This is a genomic window from Vibrio sp. 10N.222.52.B7 (genome assembly GCF_041474275.1).
Taxonomy (GTDB): Bacteria; Pseudomonadota; Gammaproteobacteria; order Enterobacterales; family Vibrionaceae; genus Vibrio; species Vibrio crassostreae_C.
Map to the genome: position 1 here is coordinate 1 of NZ_JBFRTU010000639.1, position 292 is coordinate 292.

The window sequence follows — 292 nt, forward strand, 5'->3', positions numbered from 1 at the left end:
TTTTCAATTGAGGGTTCATTCCGAACTCCTCTATGTTCAATTCTACTTATACTTAAGCTGTCTTTTCGTTCAAGTTTGAATCTTGTTTGTCATCAAGCGCAAAGTAAACCTTCGATACAATCACTTCAGCAACCAAAATTGTAAATACCACAGCGAAGAAAGCTACCACGCCACCCCAAGGGCCTGTGAAGCTCACCTTGTCACCGAACATAAGGTTTATCGCTTCTAGCATGACGAATTTTGAGCCAACAAGAATAATGTATGTCGACAGCGCTCGATACACCTTAGGTGC

1 pseudogene is annotated in these 292 nt (G+C 41.8%); it reads right to left on the minus strand.

The window, feature by feature from the left end:
• Positions 1-52 precede the first annotated feature (52 nt).
• A pseudogene (locus AB4512_RS24590) lies at positions 53-292 on the minus strand (hypothetical protein); the annotation flags it as partial.